25 protein-coding genes are annotated in these 24102 nt (G+C 71.8%); 7 read left to right on the top strand and 18 right to left on the bottom strand.

Going from position 1 to position 24102, the window contains the following annotated elements:
* The first annotated feature begins 20 nt into the window (after positions 1–20).
* Entirely contained in the window at positions 21–647 is a 627-nt protein-coding gene (locus IE269_RS25615; RefSeq protein ID WP_189825504.1) for a maleylpyruvate isomerase family mycothiol-dependent enzyme, read from the top strand.
* Positions 648–842: 195 nt separating this feature from the next.
* Here the strand turns inward: IE269_RS25615 and IE269_RS25610 are convergent, their stop codons facing one another.
* Complete coding sequence (locus tag IE269_RS25610) at positions 843–1637, bottom strand: class I SAM-dependent DNA methyltransferase (protein WP_229898249.1); 795 nt, start codon at positions 1635–1637, stop codon at positions 843–845.
* Between the two features lie 79 nt (positions 1638–1716).
* Positions 1717–2259 carry a DapH/DapD/GlmU-related protein gene (locus tag IE269_RS25605; protein WP_189825503.1) on the bottom strand — a complete coding sequence of 181 codons (543 nt, stop codon included), beginning with the start codon at positions 2257–2259 and terminating at the stop codon, positions 1717–1719.
* Positions 2260–2354: 95 nt separating this feature from the next.
* Here IE269_RS25605 and IE269_RS25600 point away from each other — a divergent pair, with 95 nt between their 5' ends.
* Entirely contained in the window at positions 2355–2861 is a 507-nt protein-coding gene (locus IE269_RS25600; protein ID WP_189825502.1) for a nuclear transport factor 2 family protein, read from the top strand.
* Here the strand turns inward: IE269_RS25600 and IE269_RS25595 are convergent.
* Together IE269_RS25595 and IE269_RS25590 are read right to left on the bottom strand one after the other, a co-directional pair.
* Positions 2858–3712, bottom strand: coding sequence for a carbon-nitrogen hydrolase family protein (locus IE269_RS25595; protein WP_189825501.1), 855 nt, complete (start codon positions 3710–3712; stop codon positions 2858–2860). The two genes, IE269_RS25600 and IE269_RS25595, sit on opposite strands and share 4 nt — an antisense overlap.
* Before the next feature lie 67 nt (positions 3713–3779).
* The gene (locus tag IE269_RS25590; protein WP_189825500.1) at positions 3780–5300 is read right to left on the bottom strand and encodes an APC family permease; all 1521 of its coding nucleotides are present in this window, start codon (positions 5298–5300) and stop codon (positions 3780–3782) included.
* 175 nt (positions 5301–5475) lie between these two features.
* Between IE269_RS25590 and IE269_RS25585 the strand changes: the two genes are divergently transcribed.
* A complete protein-coding gene (locus tag IE269_RS25585; RefSeq protein ID WP_189825499.1) occupies positions 5476–6072 on the top strand; it encodes a TetR/AcrR family transcriptional regulator in 597 nt (198 codons plus the stop codon).
* Between the two features lie 3 nt (positions 6073–6075).
* Here IE269_RS25585 and IE269_RS25580 read toward each other — a convergent pair whose 3' ends face one another.
* Positions 6076–6858: a class I SAM-dependent DNA methyltransferase gene (locus tag IE269_RS25580; RefSeq protein WP_229898215.1), complete on the bottom strand. Its 783-nt coding sequence runs from the start codon at positions 6856–6858 to the stop codon at positions 6076–6078.
* Between the two features lie 5 nt (positions 6859–6863).
* The gene (locus tag IE269_RS25575; protein ID WP_189825498.1) at positions 6864–7577 is read right to left on the bottom strand and encodes an HAD family hydrolase; all 714 of its coding nucleotides are present in this window, start codon (positions 7575–7577) and stop codon (positions 6864–6866) included.
* 120 nt (positions 7578–7697) lie between these two features.
* Here IE269_RS25575 and IE269_RS25570 point away from each other — a divergent pair, with 120 nt between their 5' ends.
* The 3 genes from IE269_RS25570 (at position 7698) to IE269_RS25560 (ending at position 10141) form a co-directional block, all read left to right on the top strand.
* Positions 7698–8498, top strand: coding sequence for an alpha/beta fold hydrolase (locus tag IE269_RS25570; RefSeq protein WP_189825497.1), 801 nt, complete (start codon positions 7698–7700; stop codon positions 8496–8498).
* A 592-nt stretch (positions 8499–9090) separates the two neighbouring features.
* On the top strand, positions 9091–9549 hold the full coding sequence (locus IE269_RS25565; RefSeq protein WP_189825496.1) for a hypothetical protein: 459 nt from the start codon (positions 9091–9093) through the stop codon (positions 9547–9549).
* Between the two features lie 34 nt (positions 9550–9583).
* Entirely contained in the window at positions 9584–10141 is a 558-nt protein-coding gene (locus tag IE269_RS25560; RefSeq protein WP_189825495.1) for an isochorismatase family protein, read from the top strand.
* A 7-nt stretch (positions 10142–10148) separates the two neighbouring features.
* On the opposite strand, the gene IE269_RS25555 is transcribed toward IE269_RS25560, so the two are convergent.
* From IE269_RS25555 to IE269_RS25545, 3 genes are all read right to left on the bottom strand, one after another.
* Positions 10149–10883: a GAF and ANTAR domain-containing protein gene (locus IE269_RS25555; RefSeq protein ID WP_229898214.1), complete on the bottom strand. Its 735-nt coding sequence runs from the start codon at positions 10881–10883 to the stop codon at positions 10149–10151.
* Between the two features lie 5 nt (positions 10884–10888).
* Positions 10889–11779, bottom strand: a complete 891-nt coding sequence (locus IE269_RS25550; RefSeq protein WP_189825493.1) for a GAF and ANTAR domain-containing protein — start codon at positions 11777–11779, stop codon at positions 10889–10891.
* 66 nt (positions 11780–11845) lie between these two features.
* On the bottom strand, positions 11846–12283 hold the full coding sequence (locus tag IE269_RS25545) for an STAS domain-containing protein (RefSeq protein WP_189825492.1): 438 nt from the start codon (positions 12281–12283) through the stop codon (positions 11846–11848).
* Positions 12284–12888: 605 nt separating this feature from the next.
* Here IE269_RS25545 and IE269_RS25540 point away from each other — a divergent pair.
* The gene (locus tag IE269_RS25540) at positions 12889–13239 is read left to right on the top strand and encodes a PRC-barrel domain-containing protein (protein ID WP_189825491.1); all 351 of its coding nucleotides are present in this window, start codon (positions 12889–12891) and stop codon (positions 13237–13239) included.
* 104 nt (positions 13240–13343) lie between these two features.
* Here IE269_RS25540 and IE269_RS25535 read toward each other — a convergent pair whose 3' ends face one another.
* The 9 genes from IE269_RS25535 to IE269_RS25495 all read right to left on the bottom strand — a co-directional run bounded on the left by IE269_RS25535 (position 13344) and on the right by IE269_RS25495 (position 23954).
* A complete protein-coding gene (locus tag IE269_RS25535; RefSeq protein ID WP_189825688.1) occupies positions 13344–14306 on the bottom strand; it encodes an acyl-CoA desaturase in 963 nt (320 codons plus the stop codon).
* A 166-nt stretch (positions 14307–14472) separates the two neighbouring features.
* Positions 14473–15582: an o-succinylbenzoate synthase gene (gene menC, locus IE269_RS25530; RefSeq protein WP_189825490.1), complete on the bottom strand. Its 1110-nt coding sequence runs from the start codon at positions 15580–15582 to the stop codon at positions 14473–14475.
* Positions 15583–15642: 60 nt separating this feature from the next.
* Entirely contained in the window at positions 15643–16413 is a 771-nt protein-coding gene (locus IE269_RS25525) for a GNAT family N-acetyltransferase (protein WP_189825489.1), read from the bottom strand.
* A complete protein-coding gene (locus IE269_RS25520) occupies positions 16410–17516 on the bottom strand; it encodes a M20 family metallopeptidase (protein ID WP_189825687.1) in 1107 nt (368 codons plus the stop codon). The genes IE269_RS25525 and IE269_RS25520 overlap by 4 nt, the downstream gene beginning before the upstream one ends.
* A 568-nt stretch (positions 17517–18084) precedes the next feature.
* The gene (locus tag IE269_RS25515; RefSeq protein ID WP_189825488.1) at positions 18085–19080 is read right to left on the bottom strand and encodes a LacI family DNA-binding transcriptional regulator; all 996 of its coding nucleotides are present in this window, start codon (positions 19078–19080) and stop codon (positions 18085–18087) included.
* Positions 19080–20849, bottom strand: a complete 1770-nt coding sequence (locus tag IE269_RS25510; RefSeq protein ID WP_229898212.1) for a glycoside hydrolase family 36 protein — start codon at positions 20847–20849, stop codon at positions 19080–19082. The genes IE269_RS25515 and IE269_RS25510 overlap by 1 nt, the downstream gene beginning before the upstream one ends.
* 2 nt (positions 20850–20851) lie before the next feature.
* Positions 20852–21679 carry a carbohydrate ABC transporter permease gene (locus tag IE269_RS25505; RefSeq protein ID WP_189825486.1) on the bottom strand — a complete coding sequence of 276 codons (828 nt, stop codon included), beginning with the start codon at positions 21677–21679 and terminating at the stop codon, positions 20852–20854.
* Entirely contained in the window at positions 21676–22593 is a 918-nt protein-coding gene (locus tag IE269_RS25500; RefSeq protein ID WP_229898211.1) for a carbohydrate ABC transporter permease, read from the bottom strand. The genes IE269_RS25505 and IE269_RS25500 overlap by 4 nt, the downstream gene beginning before the upstream one ends.
* Positions 22590–23954: an ABC transporter substrate-binding protein gene (locus tag IE269_RS25495; RefSeq protein ID WP_229898210.1), complete on the bottom strand. Its 1365-nt coding sequence runs from the start codon at positions 23952–23954 to the stop codon at positions 22590–22592. Before IE269_RS25495 ends, IE269_RS25500 begins: the two co-directional genes overlap by 4 nt.
* Positions 23955–24102: the final 148 nt, after the last annotated feature.

The following is a 24102-nucleotide window of genomic DNA, read 5'->3' as shown; positions in this document are numbered from 1 at the left end:
CGACGACCCGTGGAGCGACCATGACCAGCAACGACGTATGGCCCCTGGTGCACGCCGAGCGCGCGGCGCTCCTCATCGACCTCGACCGGCTCGACGAGGCGCAGTGGGAGAAGCCGTCGCTCTGCGAGGGCTGGACCGTGCACGACGTGGCCGCCCACCTGCTGGACACCTGGAACACCACACGCCTCGGATTCGTCGCCGCGATGGCCCGTGCCCGCTTCGACTTCGACCGGCAGAACGCGGCGGGCGTCGCCCGCGAACGCGGGGCCACGCCCCGGGACACCCTGGAGCGGCTGCGGCAGGCGGCGGGCCGACGCTCGACTCCCCCGGCGCCGCTCGACACCCGGCTCGTCGAGGAGGTCGTGCACGGGGAGGACATCCGACGCCCCCTGGGGCTGATGCACACCTACGCGCCGGAGGCAGTCGTACGGGCCCTGCGCCTCCAGATCCGTACGTCCGCCTCCTTCGGCGGGGCCAAGGAGCGGGTCGCCGGGGTCCGGCTCGTGGCGACGGACGCCGACCTGACCGTGGGCGAAGGACCCGAGGCGAGCGGGACCGCGCTCGCCCTCCTGCTGGCGGTCTCCGGGCGCGGGCCCGCGCTGGAGGAGCTGAGCGGGCCGGGGGTGGCGGTGCTGACGAAGGAGTGAGTCCGTCCCGGGAGCCCGGCCGGGCAACCCGGCCGGGCCTCATTCCGGAAGTCAGTCCCTCTCAGTCCCTTTCCGGCCTTCGCGACCTGCCTGACCTGCGACAACACCCGAGGGACCGAGCGAGGGACCGAAAGTCTCCAACTCCCCCGCGAATAATGCGACTTCGGATTGTCGGCCCGGTCGCACCGGGCGGCATCAGCCCCTCGGCCTCTCCCAGACCGATACGTGACGTCCGCTGCAGTCATCGAATCGCTCGCCCCGCCACCCCTCCCAGCGGTCCCGCAGCCGCAGGCCCGCGAGTTGGGCCATGAGGTCGAGTTCGGCGGGCCACACGTACCGGAACGGGATCGAGCGGTACGAGCCGCGACCGCCCTCGACCTCGATGTAGTTCGAGCTCATCGACTGGGTGGCCACCTCGTAGCGGTCGAACGCCCAACGGGTGGCGGAGATCTCCATCGGGACCGCCTCCTGCCCCGGGGCCAGCAGCCGCAGGTCCGGCACCGCGACCTCGACGGCGAAGGTGCCGCCCGGGGCGAGGTGGGCGGCGGCGTTGCGGAAGCAGGCGACCTGGGCCTCCTGCGTGGTGAGGTTCATGAGGGTGTTGAAGACCAGATAGACGAGGGTGAAGTCCCCCGGTTTGTACGGACCGTCGGCCCGGGTGGTCGCGAAGTCGCCGATGGTTACGGGTAGTTCGGCACCGCCCTCCTTCTCCCGCATCCGCTCGACCATCGCGCGGGAGAGGTCGATGCCGTGCACCGGGACTCCCCGGTGGGCCAGCGGGAGGGCGATCCGTCCGGTGCCGACCCCGAACTCCAACGCCGGTCCCCCGGCGGCGAGTTCCTCCAGGAAGTCGACGGCGGGGACCACCGCGCAGGGACTGAACATGCCGTCGTCGGGGTCGTCGTACCTGGCTGCGACCGACGCGCCGAAGTAGCCGTCCTCCGGCGCGTCGGGAGTGGTGGGAGTGGTGGAATCGGGGTTGCCTGTCAGTGCGGGTACGTCCGGAATGTCATCCACCCCGGGACCGTACTGCGCCCCTCGCGCCCGCCGCACACCCTTTTCCGGCCCCTCACCACTGCCGGTGCACGGTGGCCTTCGTACCGGTCACCAGACTGGCCGCGGGAACGTCGTCGGCGACGACCGCACCCGCTGCGATCACCGCGTCGCGGCCGATGCTGACGCCGGGCAGGATGGTGGCCCCGGCGCCGATCCACACGTTCTCGGCCACGTCGATGGGCGCACCGGTCAGATACAGCCGCCGCTCCTCGGGGTCGACCGGGTGGCCGCCGGTGATGAAGGTGACCTTCGGGCCGATCATCACGCGCTCGGCGATCCGGATGCCGGCGTAGTCCAGGAAGGTGCAGTTCTGGTTGATGAACACGCGCTCGTCGAGGTCGAGGTTGAGCCCGTGGTCCGTGAAGAAGGGCGGGTAGATGGTGACGTGCGACGGCAGCGGCTTGCCGAGGATCTGCTCGAACAGCTCGGCCTTCCCCGCCTCGTCCTCGAAGGGCAGGACGTTGAGGCGGGAGGTCAGCTCGGTGACCCGCAGCACCCTCTCCGCCATGGCACGGAACTCGTCGCTGTGGATGCGCATGAGGTGTGGGATGGGCATGCGGAGATCCTTCCTCTCCCGCACGTGCCGGGCAAACCGAATCAATGCTTCCTCGCCTTGACCTCAAGCGCGGTTGAGGGAAAAAGATCGTGCCCATGACCGAGACGCTGAACACCGAAGCCCTGTCCACCGAAGCCCTGCACACCGAGCTCCGCGCCCTCACCGACCGCGCCGAGATCACCGACCTCTTCGACCGCTACCTGCGCTCCCTCGACGACATGCACACGGACGGGAGCCGGACCCTCGACGAGACCTGGTCAGCCTCCTTCTTCACCGAGGAGGCCACCACCGCGACCCCCGCCGGAGAGGTCGCGGGCCGGGCCGCCGTCCTTGCGAACGTGTCCACCGCCATGCGGCTCTTCGCCCGCACCGTGCACTTCGGCTCCAACTACGTCATCGAGATCGACGGCGACCGGGCCACACTGCGCGGCAACCAGCTCAGCACCCATGTCCTGGCCGACGGCGGCGAGGTGTTCGTCTCCGGCGGGCGCACGGACAACGCGCTCGTCCGCACCCCCGCCGGGTGGCGCCTGCACCGGGCCGACCTGCACATCGCCTGGACCCAGGGCACCCGGCCGAACCTGGCGTCGGTGCTCCCCTAGGGTCGCGGCTGGAACGTCCCCCCGTACATGGGGAGCTTGATGCGGTCGCCGTAGCGGGCGAGCTGGTCCCAGGGCCGGTTCAGGCCCGCCGAGCCGAATTTCCGTACGCGGGTGACGGCGTCCAGGTCGAGGACGTCGACCAGGATCTCCTCGCCCGGACCCGCCTGCTGGCGGACGATGCCCTCCGGGTCGACGATGACGCTCGCGCCGACGGCTGCCGGGTCGGCGGCGTTGAGGTTGACGACGTACACCTGGTTGGTCCAGGCGTTGGCGCGGGCGCAGACGAGTTCCATCTCGCGGTCACGGGTGGTGGTCAGGGTGGGCTGGAGGATCAACTCCGCGCCCATCCACGCCAGTTGGCGGGCGGTCTCCGGGAAGGAGCCGTCGTAGCAGATGGCGAGGCCCGCGCGGCCGATGCCGGGGAGGTCGAAGACGACGAACTCGGTGCCGGGTTCGGTCTGTTCGTACGGCTGCCAGGGGAAGACCTTGCGGTACGTGGCGACGATCTCGCCCTGCGGGGAGACCGCGAGGGCGGTGTTGTACACCCGGCCGTCGGCGGCCTTCTCGTACAGCGAACCGGGGATCAGCCAGAGCCCCGTCTCGCGGGCGAGGTCGCAGATCCGGCCGGTGAGCGGACCCGGGATCGTGACGGCCGCCTCGTGCATCCACTCGGAGCGCGCTTCGAGGAAAGGCGCCTCGGCGGCGAGCAACAGCTCGGGGGCCAGGGCGAGTTGGACGTGCGGGAAGGCGTCGTGGAGGGCCCGTACCTGGCCGGCGTAGCGCTGCCAGGTCGCTTCGAGGTCGTACGGTACGGGCGTGGTCTGCACGGCGGCGATGGCCAGGGTGCGCATGGGGTGGTTCCGTTCTACGAAGCTCTACGAAGTTCTGCGAGGTTCTGCGAAGGCGCAAGGGAGCGGGTCAGTCGTCCAGGGTGACCACCTGCTCCGTGACCGCCGTGCGGCCGTCGCGGAAGAAGGCGCCGAAGCGGGCCCGTACGGCGAGCAGGGCCAGCGCGCCCACCGCGATCGAGCCGACGCCGAGCAGGAAGACACCGCCGACGCCGCCGATCGAGGTGGATCCGTACGCGGGGTCGAGCATGTCGTACGCGCTGCGGCCGAAGGCGGCGACCATCATCAGCGAGCCGAGCAGCGGGAGCAGCCCCTTGAGGAGGAAGTCCCGTGCGCTGTCGCGGAGTTGGTGGCGGAAGTACCAGACGCAGGCAAGGCCGGTGATGCCGTAGTAGAAAGCGATGAGCAGGCCCACGGAGAGGACGACGTCGCCGAGGAAGTCGGTGGAGACGATCGTCAGGAGGGTGAGGGTGACGGCCGCCGCGACGCCGAAGAAGACGGTGCCGAAGGAGGGGGTGCCGAAGCGGGGGTGGATGCGGGCGAAGCGCTTGGGGAGCGCTCCGTGGGCCGACATCGACAGGGTCGCCCGGGACGTGCCGACCAGGCAGGTGAGGAGCGCGGAGACGGCGGAGACGCAGACCGCGAGCTGGATCACCTTGGCGAGGGCGTCACCGACGACGGGCGGGGCGAGGGTGGCGAGGACGTCGGCGGCGTTCTCCTCACTGCCGAGCCCGAGCCCCTCCGTGCCCGTGCCCGCGAAGGAGATCGCGGCGAAGGCGGTGAAGAGGTAGGTGGCGAGCAGGACGAGGGTGGAGATGACGGCGGCCTTGCCGGGGGTGCGGCCGGCGTCGGTGGTCTCTTCGTTGACGGTGAGCAGCGCGTCCCACCCCCAGTAGATGAACAGGCACAGCAGCACGGCCTGCGCGAAGGAGTCGAGCCCGTCGAAGCCGAAGGGGTTCAGCCAGGTCAGGGAGGGGGTCTCGGCCCCGGAGCCGCCGTCTCCCGCGAAGGCGGCGATGCCGAAGGCGAGGAGGGCGAGGAGCTGGAGGCCGAGCAGGACGTACTGCACGGAGGCCGCGAAGTGGATGCCCCGGTACGCGACCGCCGTCGCCGCCCCGAGCAGCAGCACCGCGACGCCCGCGACGGCGTACCCGTTGGCGGCCAGTGAGTGCAGCCCCAGCAGGTCCAGCAGATAGCTCGCGCCGACCCGGCCGAGGGCGGTCATCGCGATGACGGTGGCGCACTGGACGACCCAGCCGCCGGACAGCCAGCCCAGGTACGGGCCGAAGGCGCGGGTGGACCAGACGAAGGTGGTGCCGCAGTCCGGCATCTCCCGGTTGAGCTCGCGGAACGCGAAGGCGGTCAGCAGGATCGGTACGAAGCCGAGCAGCAGCGCGGCGGGCGCGAAGTGCCCGGCGACCAGCGTCACGAAGCCGAGGGTGACGGCGATGCTGTACGCGGGGGCCACGGAGGACAGCCCCAGCGCGACGGAGGCCAGCAGCCCCACGGACCCGCTGCGGAGCCCTTTCCCGGTACGGGTGGAGGCGTCGGTGAGGGCAGGTGGTCGCTCCGGGGCGGATTCGGCAGTCATGGCGCGCCTCCAGTTCCCAGTGGCCGGTCCTCGGTGGACGGCCCGGATTCTTTGAATGCTCATTTAAAGAATGCGCCGGATCATCGTCAAGAGCCAGCGATAGAGTGTTGGACATGGCTTTACGCTGATTCCGATGACGTTCAGTGATCGTCCGCACGGGGAAGGAGGGCCGCCGATGGCCCGTCGCAAGGACCAGGAGGCCCGTCGGGCACAGCTGAGCTCGGCGGCCCAGCGGGCGCTGATCGAGCGGGGCCTCGAAGGGCTGCGGCTGCGCGACGTCGCGGAGGAGGCCGGCCTGACCCCGGCGGCCGTCCTCTACTACTACGAAGACCTCGACGCCCTGATGTACGAGACCTTCCAGCAGGCGATCGACCGCTTCTGCCTCCAGCGCGAGGCGGCGGTGGAACCCCTCACCGACGCGGCGGACCGACTCCGCACCTGCATCGACTCGGGGGTCGCGGCGGGTCCCGACGACGTACTCCCGCGCCTGCTCTTCGAATACTGGCCCCGAAGCCTGCGCGATCCGCGCGCGGCCGCCCTGGACAGCTCCCTGACGGAACGTCAAATCACCGTCTACTACGCCACTTTGGTCCTGGGCCAGGCCCAGGGCACCTTCACCCTCACGGACCCCCCACGCATGCTGGCGGCAAGCTTCGTGGCCCTGGAGGACGGCTACCAGATGGAAATCCTGGCAGGCCGCCGGACCCGGGACGAGGTGGTGACGGCCCTGCACTCCTTCGCGAGGGCGGTGACGGGGCACCGGTTGGGGTGAGGGCTACTTCCGCTTCCGCGCGACGGAGATGATCTCCGCGCTCCCCGGCGCGAGCGGCCCGCGCGCCCAGTCCCCGTACTGGGCCTCGACCTCGAACCCCGCTTCGGCGAGGAAGGCGTTCAGGGCCGCCGGGCGGAGGAAGCGGAGGCGGGAGCTGTCGACCCGCAGGACGGTCCCGTCGGGCTCGGCGGCGGTGCTGTGGAAGTCCACGACCGTACTCGGGGACTCGACCACGGCATCCACCTCGTGCCAGAAGCGGAGCGGACGGCCGGGTCCCCCGCCGCCCCCCGGCAGCTCGACACGCACCTCCGAGGCGACCGGATTCCAGCGGTCCCAGGCGCGGGCCTGCGGATGACGCGTGTCGAACACGAACCGCCCGCCGGGCCGCAGCGCCTCGTGCACGCCGCTGAGCGAATCCCGTACCTCCTCGTCGGTGACCAGGCACTGGAACGCGTGCCCGGTCATGGTGACCAACGCGAACCCGGTGCCGCAGAGCCTGCCCGCGTCGGCAGCGGGACCCTCCACCCAGGCGACCCCGCGCGCCCCCTTGCCCCGCGCCCGCTCCAGCGCCGCACGGTCCGGGTCGAGCCCTGTGAGCCGCCCCCGGTGTCCGCGCTCACGAGCAACGCACAACAGCGACCCGGTGCCGCAGCCGACGTCGAGGACGGAGCCGGCGGCCATCACCAAAGAACCGTAGAAACCGTCGTCGGGCCGGTGCTCCGGATCCCAGGGGTTGAGTATGTCGTAGAGCGCGGCGTCGTCGGCGGCGGTGAAGGCACGGGGCACTGGGCTCAGCCCTGCTGCTGCGGCACGAGTCCGAGGAGGTCGGGCAGGGTGCGCATGTCGTCGAAGAGAACGGTCCCCGGCCCCTCCAGCCGCTCCGGCTTCGTGAGTCCCCCGTGGTACCCGTACGACCGCATTCCGGCCGCGCGGGCGGCCTGCACGCCGTACCGGCTGTCCTCGATCACCGCACACCGTTCCGGCGGTACGCCCAGGGAGCGGGCCGCGTACAGGAAGAGGTCGGGGGCGGGTTTGCCGAGGGCGACGTCGGTGGCGCTGAAGATGCGGGAGTCGTCGAAGTGCGGGGTGAGGGAGGTGAGGTGCAGGCTGCGGCGGATGTCCTGGTGGCGGCCGTTGGAGGCGACGCAGAAGGGAGTGGGGCCGAGGCGGGCGAGGGTGTCGGCGATGCCGTCGACGGCCGTGAGTTCGGCCTCGAAGGCCTCCAGGTAGAGATGCTCGTACGCGTCCAGCCAGTCGGGGGCGAGGGAGCGGCCGAGCCGCTGCTCGACGGCGGCGGTGTAAACCTCGTACGAGGAACCGACGAAAGTGTCGACAATCTCGGCCTCGGTGAAGGGGCAGCCGAGCTCGGCGGTGATACGGGCGTCGACCCGGACGCACAGCCGCTCGCTGTCGACGAGGACGCCGTCGCAGTCGAAGATGACGAGCTCGACGGGGTGGGGGACGTGGTGGTCCGTGGGGCGGGCGTCGCTCGTGCGTACGGTCATGGGGCGAAGGGTAGGTCAGGGCCCGGCGGCCCCCGCAACCGGATTCGCCGTCACCGATGACTTCTTGGCCCGCGCGAGGTCTACCCTGCACAGCATCCGCGCCGCGAGAAGGGCCCCCGCATGAGCCACGCCGAAGTCAACGGCCTGTCCCTGTACTACGAGGAGCACGGTGCCGCCTCCCCGGGCGTCCCCCTCGTGCTGCTGCACGGCGGCCTCGGCTCGGGCGAGATGTTCCTGCCCCTGCTGCCCGAACTCGGCAAGGACCGCCGGGTGATCCTGGTGGACCTCCAGGGCCACGGCCGCACCGCCGACATCGACCGCCCCCTGCGTGCCGAGCTGATGGCGGACGACATCGCGGCACTGATCGGTCGGCTGGGTGTCGAACAGGCCGACATCCTGGGCTACTCCCTGGGCGGAAAGGTCGCCCTGCGCACCGCCCTCCAGCACCCTTCCCTGGTGCGCCGCCTGGTCGTGGTGTCCGTCCCGTACCGGCGGGACGGGTGGTTCCCCGAGGTCGTCGCGACGATGGACGCGATGGGACCGGAGCTGGCCGAGCCGATGAAGCAGTCCCCCGCCTATGCCTCGTACGCGAAGAACGCGCCGCGGCCGGAGGACTGGCCGGTCCTCATCGGCAAGATCGCCGAGGCGCAGCAGGAGCCCTTCGACTGGACCTCCGAGATCCCCGGCCTCACGCCGCCCGCACTGCTGGTCTACGCGGACGCGGACGCGATCCGCCCCTCGCACGTCGTGGACTTCTACGCGCTGCTGGGCGGGGGGCTGCGGGATCCGGGCTGGGACGGCTCGGGGCTGCGGTCGACGGCGCGGCTGGCGGTGCTGCCGGGGTGCAGCCACTATGACGTGCTGGGTTCGCCCGCGCTGCCGGCGGTGGCGCTGCCCTTCCTCGACTCCCCGGAGGAATGACCTCCGGAACCACGGCCTCCTCTCACGGCCCCGCCGCGCGGGCGCGCCCCGTCAGGGGCGCGAGGCTGTGCCGATGTGCGGCTGCCGCCGCGCGGGCGCGCTCTTGCCGCGCCCCTTCAGGGGCGCGGGACTGTGCCGATGTGCGGATGCCGCCGCGCGGGCGCGCTCTTGCCGTGCCCCCCTCAGGGGCGCGGGGAACTGCGCGCCCAGCCACGACGCACCCGCACGGAACCGTGCAATTGCCCCGCGGGTTTAGGTGAAGGGGCGGGGCTGGGGACCCCCTGGCCCAGCGGGCCGGAGCTTCACGCACCCGGCACCGGGAGGCGCACCGAGGGCCCCGGGGCCGCGCGCACCCGGTATCGGGGGTGCGGGCAGGGGCCGGTACCGGGGCGGGCCCGGAGCGAGAGGGGCCGCCCCCTTGCCCGCCCGTCCCGCCCCCGGGGGGCGGCCCCGCCGCCCAAGGGGACGAGGGAAGAGGGAGGAGGCGGGCGGCCCCGCCGCCCAAGGGGGCTGGGGAAGGGGAAGGGGAGCTCGGACCCGCCGCCCGAGGGAGAGAGGGACGGGGGTCCGGGAGGGTCGTAGGGTGCGGGGTATGGGTGGGATGGTCGTGGCCGGAGCGCGGTACGCCGAGGTGTGTCCGGGGTGCGGCGCGCAAGGAGAGTGGAGCGGGGCGCAGGTCCTGCTGGAAGGGGACGGGCGGCTTCGCTGGGACGCGGAGTTCGCGTGCGCCGCCTGCGGCGAAGCGATGAGTTCGTGCGGCGGTGAAGTACCCCCCGGCGTGCGCGAGTTGCTGCTCGCTGCGGACGGCGCGGCAACCGTCTCCCTGCCCCCGGACACCAGGAGCCCCGCCGCCATGCGCGTCCTGCGCGCCTCGCTCGGGCTCGACCTGGCCTCCGTACGGCCGGTACTGGAGGCGATCCGGCACAAGACATACGTATGCACCCTCCCCGAGGCCGAGTTGCTGGCGCGGCAGCTGCGGGAGGCGGGGGTGGCGGCGGTCGCCGAGCGGCTCGGAGACGCACGGGGAGACGTACGGGGAGACGTACGCTGAAGCGGGGGCCGGGCCGTCCGGCAGGATGGGGTGTATGAACACTTCCCCCGTCCAGGCCCTGATCGTCGTCGACATGCAGTCCGCCTTCGTCACCGGTACGGGCGCCGTGCCCGACGCCCCGCGCGTGCTGGACCGTACCGCCGCCCTGCTGAAGGCGGCGCGGGACGCGGGAGTGCTCGTCGTGCACCTTCAGAACGACGGGCCGCCCGGGGCGGACGACGAGACCGGCACCCCCGGGTGGCAGCTCCATTTCCCGTACGAGGAAGGCGAGTTGGTGCTGCACAAGACCGTCGACGACGGGTTCGAGGAGAATCCGCTCGCCGAGCGGCTGCGGGAGGCGGGGGCGGAAGGGCTGGCGATCTGCGGCGTGCAGTCCGAGATGTGCGTGGGCGCGACCGCGCGCGCCGCGCTGGAGCAGGGTTTCCGGGTGGTGATGCCGCACGACGCCCACGCGACGTACGACATTCCGGCGGCGGAGGGCATCAGCGGGCTCGTCCCGGCGGCGATGGTGTCGCGGGTGGCGGAGTGGGCGCTGGGGGACGAGGTCGAAGTGGTGGCGGAGGCGGCGGACGTGGAGTTCGGGAAGGGCTGACATCTCGTCATGTGCTGGGCGGCGGAATGAGGTTGGTGTCGAAGGTCTGGTCGATGATCTGACGGCTGCACTCCGTGAGCCGCAGCTGCCGGTTGCGGGCGTGTGCCCGGAGGGCCTGGAAGGCGGCTTCGGGGGTGGTCTGCCAGCGTTCGGCGAGGATGCCCTTGGCCTGTTCGATGACGATGCGGCTGATCAACGCCCTTTGCAGTTGGGCCTTTTCGGTCTGTTCGTCGTCGAGGTCGCGCTGCTGGAGCAGGGCGATGGTGGCGATGTCGGCGAGGGCCTGGGCGAGCGAGGCGTCGGCCGGGGTGAGGGGCTGGGTGCCCGTGTGGAAGAAGCTGAGCGCGCCGATGGCCCGTTCCCGCCGCCGCAGCGGCACCACGTGGCTGGTGCGGAAGCCGCTCTTGCGGGCGTTCGCGGCGAAGGCGGGCCACGCGGTGGTGGCCCTGGGATCGCAGAGGTCGATGTTGATGCGGGGCTCGCTGGTGCGGAAGCACTCCAGGCAGGGGCCTTCGTTGACCTCCAGGACGAACAGTTCCAGCAGGTGGGTGTTCTCGTCGGAGGCGGCGACGGTCTTGAGGGCCTGGTCGTGGCCGACGAGGAGGATGCCCGCCGCGCTCACGTCGAGGAGGTCCACGCAGTGGGCGCAGACCTGCTGGAGGAATTCGACCAGGTCGAAGTCGTCGATCAGGGAGTCCGCCACTTCCACGAAGACGGCTGACAGTTGTTGTTCGCGGGTCATGCGGATCATTCCCTCGGTGTCTGGGGCGGGTCGTCGGCGGGCGGGCCACCGGCAGGCGGCGCGGTGCCGGACGGGTCGTCGTCGGGGGGCGGGCCGAGGAGGAGGTCCCGGGCCGGTGGGTCGTGGGAGAGCCGGATGCGCCGGTTCACGATGTCGTCGGCGGTACGGGTGACGGGCTCCCCGCACCGGTAGGCGTGGGCCCGTATCCGGGCGAGCGCGTCGTCCAGGGGCAGGTCGAGCTGCACGCTGACCATGCCCGCCGCCTGGTGGACGACGGCCCGGTGCAGTTCGCCGCTGCACTGGGGGCCGATCCACGCGTCCAGCGGGTCGGCGCCGCCGGTGAGGAGGTGGAAGGTGATGGCCTCCGCGAGGGCGAGCGCGTCCTCCATCTGCTGCCCGCTCATGGGCCCGGGCGTCTCCCGAAGCACGGTCAGCACACCGGGCGTGATCCCGCCCAGGCACAGCGGGAGGCAGAACAGCGCGCGCACGGGCAGTTCGGCGAGGGCGGGCAGCAGGGTGGGCCAGCGGTCCGGGTCGACGGCGTCGAGGTCGTTCTCCAGGACGGCGCGGCAGGTGCGGAGGGTGTCGTGCTCGGGGCCCTCCCCGAGGGTGAACTGGAGGTCGTCGACGGCGGAGCCGGTCCTGCTGGTGGACCAGAGCTGCTCGCCGGCCGCCGTGCGCGGCGTGGGGGCGGAGCGCTCCCGGGCTGCCATGAAGTCAGCCCCGCTGAAGGTCATCCCGCGGCCCGACGCCCCGAACTCCTCGTCCAGCGCGAGCGAGACGACGAGGTGATCGACGCCCAGGGCTTCGGTGCAGTGGGCGCCCAGGACGTCGGTGGGACGGTCCTCGTGGAGGTCCAGGCGGGCCAGGACCTCCCCCATCCGGTTGCTGATCATGCGATCCCTCTCTGATGGGGGCCTGTGCCCGGTGTACGCGTACGGATGGCGCCCGGCTCCCCGGCCTCACCCTGCACCCTGCTGCGACCGCACGGTCACCAGCGCGGCGAGCGCCCGAACCGCCCGACGCCCGCGCCGCGGCAGATGCCGCCTTCGCGCGGCGGGCGCGACCGCGGCCCGCGGGGCCGGATCCCCCAGGAGTACGGACGTACAGCCGACGATGTCGCACAGGCGCACCAGCACCGGGGGCGGCCGGTGGGCGCGGAAGGCGCGGCCGGCGGCCCTGGCCCGGGCCGCCGCGGCGAGCAGCGCGTTCAGCCCGGAGACGTCGCAGAAGGAGACCGACTGGAGCTGGACGTGCACGCAGCCGTGCCGCCCGGGGGCGTCGTCCATGGCGCGGGCCAGCAACGGGACGCCGTCCAGGTCGAGTTCCCCGTACAGGACGATCCAGTCGTCCCACCCCTGCCGATAGCGCTCGCAGCTCAGACGTGTCGCGGTGGACATGAGACCTCGCCTCCCGGACCCGTCGACGCCGCCCCACGAGGAAGTGCGGAGCACGGGCACGCGGGCCCTGCCGGATCGGTGAAACCGTGCGCGCGGCGCGGTCGCGACGCGCGTCCAACGGACCTGATCCGTCGACGACACCAGATGGGCGGCAACCCCGGCGGGACCGGCCTGTGGCGTACGGGAAGGAGAGCAGGGCCCGAACCAAGGGCTGGGGGCCGGGCGAAGCCGGGGGCCGGGGCTCTGCACCCCAGCATAGACCCGGCGTCCAGCCCGGACGTCCGGCCTGCTCTCCGTGCGGGGCAACCGGGCCGGGAGATTGTCCGGTTGACGGCCCGCACGGCCAATTCACGCACCGTGCCCAAAGGTTGACAGACCGTACGGCCGGGCGTTGACTGAGCGGCACGGCGCAGGACGTGCCGTCCGGAACCCCCGGACCGGCCCCTCGCCCCTCGCTTCGCCGGGACCCCGCGGAACGCAGAACGCACTGCGAAACCGGAGGTACGGCCATGCGCGACCCGCTCGCACGACGGTGGCCCCTCCGCGCTCGCGCCAGCACTTCCACGGCACCACCTCCCACGGCACCACCGACGAAGGGATGCATCGTGCAGGAAGACATGTGGGGATACCGGCAGGCAGCGGCCTATCGGCCCGGAACGAAACTGACCGGGTTCAAGGTCGAGGCGACCGACGGCAGCATCGGCAAGGTGGACAAGCACTCGGAGGACGCCGGGGCGGCCTACCTCGTCGTCGACACGGGGCCGATGATCTTCGGCAAGGAGGTCCTGCTGCCCGCGGGCACCGTCGTCCGCGTCGACGTCCAGGAGAAGAAGGTCTACGTCGACCGCACCAAGGCGGAAATCAAGGACTCCCCGACGTTCGACAAGGAGAAGCACCTCGACGACCCGCACTACCGCGAGCAGTTGGGCACCTACTACCGGCGCCCGCTCGGCTGAGATCCCGTCGGCCAGGGGACTCCGGGCCCTCCCCTCCTCCGGGGCCCGGTGCACAGGCGATGCCCGTTCCGCTTCGGCCGGGACGGGCATCGCCCATGTCCCCCTCACCGGCGGCGGCTCGCGAGCCGCTCAGTCACGGGCCAGCGCACGTCCGTCGCCCATCCGAACTTCTCGAAGCAGCGGATGGCCTCGGCGGTGAGGTCGAGCTGCCCCCGGTCGACGCCGTGCCGCGCGCAGGTCGGGTCGGCGTGGTGGAGGTTGTGCCAGCTCTCCCCGAAGGAGAGGACGGCCAGCGGCCACAGGTTGGTGGCCCGGTCGTGGCGGCGGGTGCGGAAGGGGCGCTCACCGATCATGTGGCAGAGGGAGTTGACGCTCCAGGTGACGTGCTGGAGCAGGGCGACGCGTACGAGTCCGGCCCACAGGAGCGCGGTCAGACCGGCGTAGAGGCCGCCCCCGATGACGTACCCGGCGGCGAACGGCAGCACCAGACTCAGCGCGCAGAGGTACGGAAAGGCCTTGGCCACCCTGCGCATCCCCGGGTCGGCCAGCAGGTCGGGGGCGTACTTCTCGGGGGCGGTCTCCTCCCCGAGGAACAGCCACCCCACGTGGGCGTGCGCGAGCCCCCGCAACTGGCCGCGCAGGGTGGTCCCGTAGCGGAAGGGCGAGTGCGGGTCGCCGGGCCGGTCGGTGAAGGCGTGGTGCCTGCGGTGCACGGCCACCCACCCGATGACGTCCCCCTGGAAGGTCATCGACCCGGCCACCGCCAGCACCAGGGTCAGGGGGCGGTTGGCGGTGTAGCTGCGGTGCGTGAGCAGCCGGTGGAAGCCGGCCGTGACGCCGAGGACGGTCACCGCGTAGAAGAACACGGCGATCAGGACGTCGGTCAGCGAGATGAGGCTCCCCCACAGCACCCACGCGCCCAGGACGAGTGCGAGGAAGGGGAACGCGACGATGAGGGCGGTCACGGCCAGGTAGAGCCGCTCGGTACCGGTGGGTGCTTCGCGCGCGGCGCGGGGGAAGGGCTGGTCGCCGTCGTAGGGGGCGGGCCCCTGGGCGGCGCGCGGCATGGATTCCGTACGGATGGACACCCGGTGCTCCTCTGCTCGGGAGGGATGAGGGAGCTACCGGGGGCCTGGGCTGCATGGATCGGGTGCCCGGGGTCGGGGGACCCAAACGGGGGCGGGTGACGCGAACGGGGCCCGGCACGACGGGCGTGCGCGGGCCCCGGTGCGGCTAGAGCTTGATCCACTCGGTGGAGGTGGTCACCTCGTCCAGGATGTCGGTGACCGGGGCGACGCCCAGGCCCGGGCCGGTCGGGACGTCGAGGTGGCCGTCGGCGAGTTCGAAGGGGGCGGTGATGTCGGTGGCGAAGTAGCGGCTGGAGCCGGAGGTGTCGCCGGGGAGGGTGAAGCCGGGGAGGGCGGCGAGGGCGACGTTGGCGGCGCGGCCGAGGCCGGTCTCCAGCATGCCGCCGCACCAGACGGGGACGCCGTGCGCGACGCACAGGTCGTGGATGGCCTTGGCCTCCAGGTAGCCGCCGACCCGGCCGGGCTTGATGTTGATGATGGAGGCGGCGCCCAGGGTGATCGCGGCCGCCGCGTCCTCGGCGGACTCGATGGACTCGTCCAGGCAGACGGGGGTGGCGAGTTGGCGGGCGAGGGCCGCGTGCTGGACCAGGTCGTCGTCGGCGAGCGGCTGCTCGATGAGGAGCAGGTCGAAGGCGTCGAGCTTGGCGAGGTGGCGGGCGTCGGCGAGGGTGTAGGCGGCGTTGGCGTCGACCTGGAGGAGGAGATCGTCGCCGAAGCGCTCGCGGACGGCGCGCACCGGGGCCACGTCCCAGCCCGGCTCGATCTTCAGCTTGATGCGGACGTAGCCCTCGGCGATGAACCCCTCCACTGCGTCGAGGAGTTCGGGGATCGAGTCCATGATGCCGACGGACACACCGCAGGGTACGCGGTCGCGGTCCGCGCCCAGGTAGGTGCCGAACGACTGGTTGGTGGAGCGGAGTTGAGCGTCCAGGACGGCCGTCTCCAGGGCCGCCTTCGCCATCTTGTGGCCCTTGAAGGGCTTCAGCGCACGCTTGACCGCGAACGCGTCGGCGCTTTCGCTGAGTTCGGGGAGTTCGGGGATGAGGAAGCGGCGCAGCACGTCCTGCGCGCCGTCGACGTACTCGGAGCAGTAGCGGGGTTCCGACATCGCGACGCATTCGCCCCAGCCCTCGCCCTCCGGGGTGACGACGCGCACGAGCAGGACGTCGCGGTCCGTCTCCACGCCGAAGGAGGTGCGGAAGGGGGCGCGCAGCGGCATGGCGATGCGGCGGAGTTCGATTCCGGTGATCTTCAAGGGAGTTGGCTCCGTTTGCGAGAGGTTCGGGGGTTACGTGCGCTACGGGCGTTGCGGTCGTTACGGGAGAGGGGTGGCGCGTTCGACGACGTAGCTCGTGCGGTTGTGGAGGCCCGTGACGCGGGCGCCCTCGGCGAGCAGGGTGCCGAGGACCTCGCGCAGGGCGAGCCGCCACTCCTTGGCGGCCCCCGGGTCGGTGCGGCGCAGGCCTTCGATGTCGGCGGGGACCTCGATCAGGAGGGTGCGCGCGGTCAGGTCCGGGCCCACGACGGGGCGGCCGTCGCGGACCGCGAGCGCGGTCACCGCGTCGGCGGGTGCGGTCGCCTCCGGGGCCGGGTAGGCGGTGAGGTCCCAGGAGATCAGGGCGCGGTCGGACTCGTCGCCGTCGTTGATGGCGTCGGCCATCTCCCCGTAGAAGCGGGGGAGGTACTCGACCGGGCGCGCGCCCAGCTTGGTCAGGTTGAAGTAGGCGTTGCGGCGGATGAGCGGGTCGTACGTCCAGGTGATGCGGGTCAGGCCGCGGGCCAGTGCCCAGTCCCGCTGGTGCAGCTTGAGTGCGAGGCCCGCGGCGCGGCCGGGCAGGGCGCCGGTGACGTGCGAGTGGAGTACGTCGCCGGCGGGGGCGGCGAAGAAGCCGACGGACGCGCCGACCAGGCGGCCGTCCTCGTAGGCGCCCGCGACGTAGTTCCCGGAGTGGGAGAAGGCGCGCATCAGCTCGGGGTTGACCGGGGAGCCGCCGGGGGGTGAGCCCCAGATCTCCTCGAAGAGGGCGGCGACGGCTTCGAGGTCGTCTATCTCGTGCAGTTCGCGGAGGGTGAGGGGGGAGTTCATCGGGGCACCTGCGTGTTCTGAACGTGCTGGACGAGGGCCGCCAACAGGCGGGTACGGGGTACGAGTTCGGCGGCGACGACGTGCTCGTGGTCGGCGTGCGCACCGCCGCCGACCGCGCCGAGCCCGTCCAGGGTGGGGCAGCCGACCCCGGCGGTGAAGTTGCCGTCGGAGGCGCCACCGACGGCGGTGGAGGCCAGCTCACCGAGGCCGAGTTCGCGGGCCAACTCCCGCGCTGTGGCGAAGAGTTCATCGGAGGAGGTCTCCTCCAGCGGGGGCCGGTTGGGGCCACCGCGCACCTCGACCTCGGCGCCGGGCAGGGTCGCCCTCAGGGCGCGCAGGGCGGTGTCCGTCTTCTCCTGTGCGGCGAGCGTGGGGACGCGTACGTCCAGGGTGACGGTCGCCGTCGCGGGGACGGTGTTGGTGGTCGTGCCGGCGGTGACGACCGTGGGCGTCACGGTGGTGCGCCAGTCCGCGGACTCCCCCGCGTTGATCGCGGCGGCGACGGCGTCCAGCGCGAGGATCAGATGGGCCGCCTCGACGGCCGCGTTGACGCCCTTCTCGGGTTCGAGCCCGGAGTGGGCGGCCTTTCCGTGCGCCACCAGGTCGTACTGGGAGGTGCCCTTGCGGCCGGTCTTCAGCGCTCCGCCGTCCGCCGACGCCTCCAGTACGAAGGTGGCCGCGCACTCGCGCGCGACCTCCTCGATCAGCTCCCGCGAGGCGTCCGAGCCGACCTCCTCGTCACCGGTGATCAGCACGCACACCCCGTCGAGGGAGGGCAGCGAGGCCAGCGCGTGGAAGGTCATGACCAGGCCGGCCTTCATGTCGAAGACGCCGGGGCCGCGCAGGATGCCGTCGGTGACGGACCAGGGGTGGGTCTTCAGCGAGCCCATCGGCCAGACGGTGTCGTGGTGGCCGAGCAGCAGCACGCGCGGGGTGCCGAAGGTCCACTTCAGGTGCGTCACACCGTCGACGACGATCCGCTCGGGCTCGGCGCCGAGGTACCGGGCGCCCTGCGCGGCGACGACGTCCGCGCTGCGGGCGACGGCTTCGAGGTCGGCCGAGAAGGACTCGCAGACGACCAGCTCCTCCAAATCGGCCAGCATGTGGGCGAGTTGGGCGCCGCCGGGGGTCGGGGTCAGGTCGTTCGTCGGGTCCGCGTTCACCTTCGGCTCCTCAGGGGCGGCAGGGCATTGCTCATGAGGAACACGGTAGGCGAGGGCTCTGACCTGCGGTTTGTACGGGACGACCAAGGGAGGGGTGTTGGTTGGTCCAGCTGCACAATGGGTTCCCGGGAGGGGGCTCGGGTGTGCGGGCTCCGCCGGTGGAGGGGCGGGGCTGCGTGGGCCTGTCGGGTTCGGGTGTGGTGACTGGGGGCCGCTGTGGCTGTGGCGGGGCCCTATTGCGTGCCCGGCACCCCCGTTGCCTGCGGGGGGGGGCGCTGCCGAGCGGTGCGGTGGCTGCGGTGGGACCCTGCTGCGTGCCCGTGCCCGGCACCCCGGTTGCCTGCGGCGCCTGCCCCAGCCCCGCCCCTTCACCTAAACCCGCGGGGCTGAGTGGGGGGGGGTGTGCGGGTCGGTTCGTGGTCTCGGTCCCGTGCGGGTCCGTCGTGGCTGGTCGCGCAGTTCCCCGCGCCCCTGGATGGATGCCCTCCGGGCACCATCCCCCGGACCCTCAGCCCCGCACCGCCCCCGTCGACGCCCGGATCACCAGCTCCGGGTCGAAGAGGAGTTCCCCCGTCGGCACCTCGCGGTTGCTCACCAGTGCGAGCACGCTCCGGCTGACCTCCAGGGCCAGCCGGTCCGCGGGCTGGCGGACCGTGGTCAGGGCCGGGTCGGTGAACTCGGTGATGGATGTTCCGTCGTAGCCGACGACCGAGATGTCGTCGGGTACGGACAGGCCCTGGCGGCGCACACCCCGGATCGCGCCCAGCGCCATGTAGTCGCTGGCCGCGACGATCGCCGTCGCCCCCTGCGCGACCAGCGACGCGGCCGCCGCCTGTCCGCCCTCGACGGTGTACGACTGCCGGACCACCCACGTCGAGCCGTCGTCCGCGCCCCGTCGGGCCAGCGCCTCGACGAAGCCGCGCACCCGGCGGTCGGCAGGGCGGTTTCCGGAGGGGCCCGACGCCATGCCGATGCGGCGGTGGCCCAGCCGGTACAGGTGGTCGACGGCCAGTTCGGCGGCGAGTGCGTCGTCGGTGGAGAAGACCGGCACCGGAATCCCGTCCGCGAACTCCCCGTTGAGCCCCACGTACGGCACCCGGCGCTGGCGCAGCAGTTCGTAGCTCTCGGTGTCGGCGCCCTCCACCGTGTTGGACGCCGACAGGAACACCACCGCCGCGACCCCCTTGTCGACGAGCGCGGTAAGGAAGTCCAGCTCCTGCACGCCGCCCGGGAAGACGGGGCACAGCACGGTCTTCAGACCCTGCGGTGCGAGCGCCGACTCGATGCGTTCCGCGACGTCCGCGAAGAAGGGGTTCGAGACGAACTCCGTGATGACGGCGACGAGTTGGCCCTGCGTCGGCCGTTCGTAGCCGAGCTGCGCCATCGCCTGCTCGACGGCTTCGCGCGTCTTGCGGGACACCCCCTGCCGCCGGTTGATGACCCGGCTGACGGTGGCCTCGCTGACCCGTGCGTGGGCTGCGACGTCGGTGATCCCGACCTTCATCACGGTCCTTCCGTAGAGCCCGTACCCCTGCAGGAGTGGGTGAGCGTCACCAGACCACCGCGCGGGACGGCCAGCAGGCTCGGCCCCTCCGGCAGGTGCTCATGAGGATCATTCATCATACGACCGTCCGGTCCCTGCACCCGCGCCCGCACCGGACCCCCGCCGCCGACGACCTCGACCGCGAGCCGGTCCCGGTCCGAGCCGTTGACCAGGTGGAAGGTGCGGTACGCGGTGAAGTCGAGGGGGACCAGGCGGTCGCCGTGCACGCTCACCAGGCACTCGTCGCCCCGGGCCGCCGCCACCACCGGGTACAGCTCGTCGGGCCGACCGGGCTCGACCTCCCCGTCGAGCAGCAGCGCCCGGTGCTCGCGCCACCGGGCGAGCCAGAAACGCACGACCTCCACCTGTGCGGGCGGAATCTCGTCCAGCAGTACCGAGATCTGCGGTACGCAGTGCAGCGCGCCGATGAGCTGGCGGGCGACGGCCGCCGGGCTCGCGCCGTGCGACCACATCACCATGTCGGAGTGGACGACCGCGCCGACCGCGAGGAGCGAGGTGTCCAGGGTGCGGACCCGGTTGGCGACGGCGTCGGCGGGACAGTCGAAGGAGCGGAGCATGTTCCCGTACGGGGTCATGCCCGGCCCGGCGTACGGCTGGCGCAGCTCGATCAGCACGTCCGGGCGGACCTCCTCCAGCTCGCGGCGCAGTCCGCTGAGCAGCTCGCCCATGGCGGGCCCGACGGGCCCCTTGCCGTCGGTGGCGTACACGAGGGCCTGGTCCAGGAAGTCGATCTTCAGGCCGTCGAGGTGGTGGTCGCGTACGAGGCGGACGCACGTGTCGATGACGTGCCGCCGCACCTCGGGCAGCCGGGGGTCGAGGACGTACGCGCCCGGCACGCTCGCCGGGGAGGGGGCGGCGGCGGACCAGGTGTCGAAGCAGTCGGCCTCGGGGCCCAGGAGCAGGGGCGCGACCCAGGCGAGGTAGGCGAGGCCGTGCGCGCGCACCTTCGTCACGTGGGCTGCGAGGTCGGGGAACTTGGCGGGGTCCGGCTGCCAGTCGCCGCAGCCCGCGTAGCCGCGTCCGTTGCCGTACCGCTGCCAGCCGTCGTCGAGGATGAGCGCCCCGCAGCCGAGGTCGGCGGCGAGGGCGGCCTGGGTCTCGACGGCGGTGTCGGTGACGTCCTGGTTGAAGGCGTACCAGGTGGAGTAGACGGGTTCGCGGGCCGCCTCGGGGACCGGCATCGGCGGGTGGGTGGCGGCGAACCAGTCGCGCAGGGGGCGCAGGGCGGCGGCGACGGAAGGGGCGCGGGGGACGAGGAGGAGGCGATGCGGGTCGGGGGAGGCTGGCAGGCGGAGGTGGACGACGTGGGTGTCGTTCTCCTCGGAGACGCCGAAGCGGACGGTGGCCTCCGAGGTGGGGTCGGCGACGGCGAAGGTGAGGAGGGTGGCGCCGGAGTGCTCGTACAGGCAGCCGGCGGCGGGCCCGTTGACGAGGCTGACGCGGGAGCGGCCCTCCCAGTCGGCGACGAGGGTGCGCCGCCAGGCGGCCTGGGGGTGCCAGTAGCCGGTGGCGTCGCCGAGGGGGACGGAGAGGCGGATCTCGACGGGTTCGCCGGGTGAGCGGACCTCCAACAGGCGCGTTCCGCTCGGGAGTTGGGTGAGGGACCAGTGCGGGTCGGGAGCGAGGACGGCGATCGACACGGTGTCGAGGAGCGGGACGAGGGGGGCGGGGGTTTCGTGGGCGGTGGTGACGGCGGCTTCGGGAAGCATGTTCATTCCTTGACGGCCCCTGCGAGGAGGCCGGAGACGAAGTGGCGCTGGAGGGCGAGGAACACCACGGCCATGGGGACGGCGGCGATCGCGGTTCCGGCGAGGATGGCGCCGTAGTCGGTCTCGTCCAGCCCCTGGAGGGAGGCGAGCGCCACCGGGATGGTGAACGAGGTGTCCTGGCGCAGGACGATCAGCGGCCAGACGAAGTCGTTCCACTGGTAGAGGAAGAGGAAGATCGCGAGGGCGGCGAGCGCGGGGCGCATCGGCGGGAGCGCGACGCGCAGGAAGAGGCGGAGTTCGCCGCAGCCGTCCATCCGCCCGGAGTCGAGAAGCTCCTTGGGCAGTCCGGCCATGGACTGGCGCATGAGGAAGATGCCGAAGGGCAGCGCGAGGTTGGGGAGGACGACGGCCTGGTACGTGTTGAGCCAGTGCAGCTCGGCCATCGTGCGGAACAGGGGTACGAGGGTGATCTGCGCCGGGACGATCAGCCCGAGCATGAGCGCCCCGAACAGGACCTCGCGCCCCCGGAAGCGGTAGGTGGCGAAGCCGTATCCGGCGAGGGTGCAGACGGCTCCGGCGAGGAGGGTGTAAACGCTTGCGATTCCGAGGGAGTTGAGGATGACCCGTCCGAAGTGGGCTTCCTGTTGGAGGGTGTTGAGGTTGGTGAGGAGGTCGCCGCCGGGGAGCAGGGGCGGCGGGCTGTCGAAGATCTCCTGGGAGGTGTGGGTGGCGGCGACCAGCACCCAGTACAGGGGGATCGCGACGACGGCGAGGGCGATGGCGAGGCCGGAGGTCAGCAGGATGCTGCGGCCTCGCTGACGGCTGGTCACGACTTGTCTCCCAGGAGGCGGAACTGGAGCAGGCCCAGGAGCCCGATCAGCACGGTCAGGGCGTACGCGAGGGCGGAGGCATAGCCGAAGTCGAAGTAGGAGAAGGCGTTGCGGTAGAGGTAGACGCCGATGGTGAGGGTGGCGTTGTCGGGGCCGCCGCCGGTGAGGACGAAAGGCTCGTCGAAGAGCTGGAGGGTGCCGATGGTGGAGAGCACGGTGGTCAGGAGCAGTGCCGGGCGCAGTCCGGGCAGGGTGACGTGCCGGAAGGCGGCCAGGGCCCCGGCACCGTCGACGGCCGCGGCGTCGTACAGCTCGGCCGGGACGGTTTGCAGCCGGGCCAGCAGGATGACGGCGTTGTAGCCGGTGTAGTGCCAGGTCAGGGCGAGGCCGAGGGAGATCTGCGCCCAGAGGCCGTCGGTGAGCCAGGGCACGGGGTCGAGGCCGAGGCCGCCGAGGAGCCAGTTGACGAGGCCGTACTCCTTGTTGAGGAGGACGGAGAAGGCGATGCCGTACGCGACGAGCCCGGTCACCATCGGCAGGAAGAAGCCGAGCCTGAAGACCGAACGGCCGTTCAGGAGTGTTGAGTTGAGGGCTACGGCCAGTCCGGTGGCGAGGGCGAGCATCAGGGGGACCTGGACGGCGAGGATGACGCCGGTGTTGCGCAGGGCGGTCCAGAAGAGGGGGTCGTCGAGGAGGCGGGCGTAGTTGTCCGCGCCGACGAAGGTGTCCACCCCGGCGACGGTGCGGTGCAGGCTCATCACGAAGGACCAGCCGATGGGGTACAGCTTGAAGGCCGCGAAGAGGAGGAGCGCGGGCAGGACGAAGAGGTACGGGGCGGCCCGGCCGGACCGCTTGCGGCGGGCCGGGGCGGGGCGCGTCCTCGTCTCCCGCACCGGTGGGGCGAGGGTGGTCACTTGGCGGCCTTCCGGCCGGTCTGGCGGGCGAGTTCGGCGGCGGCCTCGGCGAGGACCTCGGCGGGTTCGGCGCCCTTGAGGAGCACCTTGGACTGGGCGTCGGTGACGAGCTTGAGGGCGCGGGCATAGTCGGAGGTGTAGTTGACGGCGGGGGACTTGGCCTTGAGGGCGGCGAGGAAGATCTCGCCCTTGCGCTGGCCGCCGAAGTACTTGGAGGGCTCGTGGAAGACGTTGTCCTCGTACGCCTTCATCAGGGCCGGGGCGATGCCCTTGCCGCGGTAGATCTTCACCTGCGATGCGGGCCGGGTGAGGGCGAACTCGATGAACGCCCAGGCGGCGGCCTGGTGCCTGCTGCTTCCGGCGACGGCGAGGTGGGTGGAGTTGACGGTGGCGGCGGTGGGGCCGCCGGGGCGCACGGCCGGGGGCAGCCGGACGCGCCACTTGCCGGACTCTGCGGGGACCTGCTCCTCGATGATGCCGCCGAACCAGGTGGGGTACGGGACGACGGCGTTCGTCCCCTTCTTCAGGCTGCTCATCAGGGCGTTCCAGCCGCCGGCGAGGTCGCTGACCAGGCCCGCGTCGTTCATGGTCCTGATGAGGGTGAGCGCGCGGACGGCCTCGGGCGAGTCCAGGGTGATGCGGCCTTCGAGGTCGAAGTAGAAGACGCCCTGGAGCTGGAGGAGGGTCTGGAAGAGGTTGGCGGCGTCGGGCTGGGAGGCGGGCTTGTCGATGCCGAGGAGGTGGACGCCGGTCTTGGCCTTGATCTTCTTTCCGGCCTCGATGGTGTCGTCCCAGGTCTGGAGGGCGTCGGGGTCGACCCCGGCCTTTTCGAAGATGTCGGCGCGGTAGTAGAAGCCCGCTGAATTGGCTTCCCAGGGGAGGGCGTTGACCCTCTTGTTGTCGGGGCTGACGGTGCCCCAGAGGCCCTGGGCGAAGGAGTCCTTGTGGGCGGTCGCGCCGAGGGGGGCGAGGTCGGCGAGGCCGCCGGGGAAGCGTTCGACGTAGCCGGGGAGGTAGTCGACGCCGATGTGGAGGACGTCGGCCAATCCTTGGCCGCCGGCGGCCATTCCGGCGGTGATCTTGTCCCAGATGGCGGGGTTGCCGATGTCCTGGACGGTGACCTTGATGCCGGGGTTCGTCTTGTTGAACTCCGGTACGAGGGACTTGAGTTCGGCGGCGGGGCCCTGCCAGGACCAGACGGTTATCTCGCCCTTCTTGGGGTCGCCCTTGGCGCCGGATCCGCTTCCGCCGCCGAGGCCGCCGGTGCCGGCGCCGTCGCCGGAGCAGGCGGTCAGGCCGAGGGTGCCGAGGCCGGCGGCCGCGATTCCGCCGCCCAGGCGCAGGGCGCTTCTTCGGCTCAAGTGGGCTTGGTGTGCGGTGCTGTTGTGCGTGTGGCCGTCGGCCATGGTGGCCCTCCCCGGGTTCTTGATCTTGTTCTTGTTCGCCCGCTGGGGGCGGTGGTGCGTGGTGTGACGGGTTGCCGTCGTGTGGTGACGGAGCGGGACACTA

The sequence above is a fragment of the Streptomyces spiroverticillatus genome, from assembly GCA_014650415.1.
Taxonomy (GTDB): domain Bacteria; phylum Actinomycetota; class Actinomycetes; order Streptomycetales; family Streptomycetaceae; genus Streptomyces; species Streptomyces spiroverticillatus.
This window is presented reverse-complemented; position numbering and strand designations above follow the sequence as displayed.